3 protein-coding genes are annotated in these 1,450 nt (G+C 39.0%); 2 read left to right on the forward strand and 1 reads right to left on the reverse strand.

Annotation, left to right across the window (positions count from 1 at the left end; translation table 11 throughout):
* Positions 1 to 57: 57 nt before the first annotated feature.
* Positions 58 to 201, forward strand: a complete 144-nt coding sequence (locus ACFVSH_RS22295) for a YycC family protein (RefSeq protein WP_098371894.1) — start codon at positions 58 to 60, stop codon at positions 199 to 201.
* A 422-nt stretch (positions 202 to 623) separates the two neighbouring features.
* Here ACFVSH_RS22295 and ACFVSH_RS22300 read toward each other — a convergent pair whose 3' ends face one another.
* Positions 624 to 1,112, reverse strand: a complete 489-nt coding sequence (locus ACFVSH_RS22300) for an NUDIX hydrolase (RefSeq protein WP_387707879.1) — start codon at positions 1,110 to 1,112, stop codon at positions 624 to 626.
* A gap of 90 nt (positions 1,113 to 1,202) precedes the next feature.
* Here ACFVSH_RS22300 and ACFVSH_RS22305 point away from each other — a divergent pair.
* Positions 1,203 to 1,450: HesB/YadR/YfhF family protein (locus ACFVSH_RS22305; protein ID WP_387707881.1), on the forward strand; the 248-nt coding region annotated here is incomplete at its 3' end.

Consider the following 1,450-nt stretch of genomic DNA (forward strand, 5'->3'; position numbering starts at 1 on the left):
TTGTAGAACAGAGGCTACACTGGAACTAACTATTAAATATCGTTAGGAGAAAGTGCCATGAAGCCATTGCAAATATCACCGGAAACCGCATTAAAGTTATCCAAGTCACTAAATTTGCCTTTAGAGCAAATCATGCATATGCCTACACCCGTCTTGCTGAGAAAGCTTGCCGAAGCGGAAGCAAAAGAAAATACAAAATAGCTGCAGAGGAATCTGCAGCTATTTTTGTACGTACTCATATGTGTGCGAAACGGCCTTTCGGAGTATATCTTAAAAGGTGCTCCATCCTGCCCATTGATCTTGAAACTGAGCAATACCCAATTTCACCGCATAAATATTTAATTTTCAGTCCTTCTAAGGAAACCTGCCGCTATCTTTTATAATGTAATTAACCATCAGTTTGAGCTGATCGAAACATCTCATTCCCATACATGTCCTATATGAACTAAAAATGAAAGGGGCCCCATCTCCGTACTCCCTTTTACAGCTCCGTTTCCACAAATCAGCATCTCCAGATGGTATTTTGCTTTTAGCTTTAAAATTTCCTGTATTTTGCTTACCCTATACCAATTCCCCGGATATTCCAGGAATCAAAATAGGCAAAAAACCGCACTTGGGCGGTTTCAATTGGTAAAGATCAATTCTTTTGCAAAATCAGGAAATGGCTTCTTTTTGACTGATATTAAGTGTTCATTTTCATAGGTACAGGCAAATTCTAGTGATGGTTCATCCTGTAATATATCTTTTAGATAATGCTTTATGTTGGACACAACTTCATTTGACTCCAAAACCCATTTAAATGGCTTCCAGGCAAGTTCCCCTTCATCACAGGCAGATAGTCCGCCCCCAGCATCTTCAGCTCGGTAAACATACATTCCGCCCGTCTGATTCCATGTCACGATCCCTCGAAAGGCCATCCCCTTTACCTTCAATCCAGTTTCTTCAAGAATTTCCCGTTCCATCGATTCATCGATGGTTTCACCTTGCTCTATTTTCCCACCTATACCATTCCATTTATGCCTATTCGGATTCTTTTGGCGAAATAGCATCAACACTTCAACTTCGTTGGATCTTTTTCGAGTTATGAAACAAATATTATATATAATATCCATGGTTGTTTCCTTTCTGAAACGCACATTATTCGCATCTACTTCATAATTACTTTATACTTTAATAACGAACCTCTAGGAAGGAGAATTAGTATGAAACTGACCATTTCCGATCAAGCAGCCAAGTGGTATATCGATGAGCTGGGGCTTCAAGAAGGCTCTCATTTGCGCTTTTATGTAAGATATGGCGGGCATAGTACCGTCCAAAGCGGCTTTTCATTAGGTATCATCCAAGAAGAACCTGAAACAGCAGCAGCAGTAACAACTATGAATGAAATTAATTTTTATGTAGAAGAAAAAGATTTATGGTACTTTGATGATCATGATTTACTCATTACTTT

Origin of the sequence: Peribacillus sp. NPDC058002 (assembly GCF_042886655.1) — a bacterium.
GTDB lineage: Bacteria > Bacillota > Bacilli > Bacillales > DSM-1321 > Peribacillus > Peribacillus aracenensis.

Excerpts from the sequence above, each read along its gene's own strand:
- ACFVSH_RS22295 (WP_098371894.1), top strand. The coding sequence starts at position 58 with ATGAAGCCATTGCAAATATCACCGGAAACCGCATTAAAGTTATCCAAG.
- ACFVSH_RS22300 (WP_387707879.1), bottom strand. The coding sequence starts at position 1,112 with ATGGATATTATATATAATATTTGTTTCATAACTCGAAAAAGATCCAAC.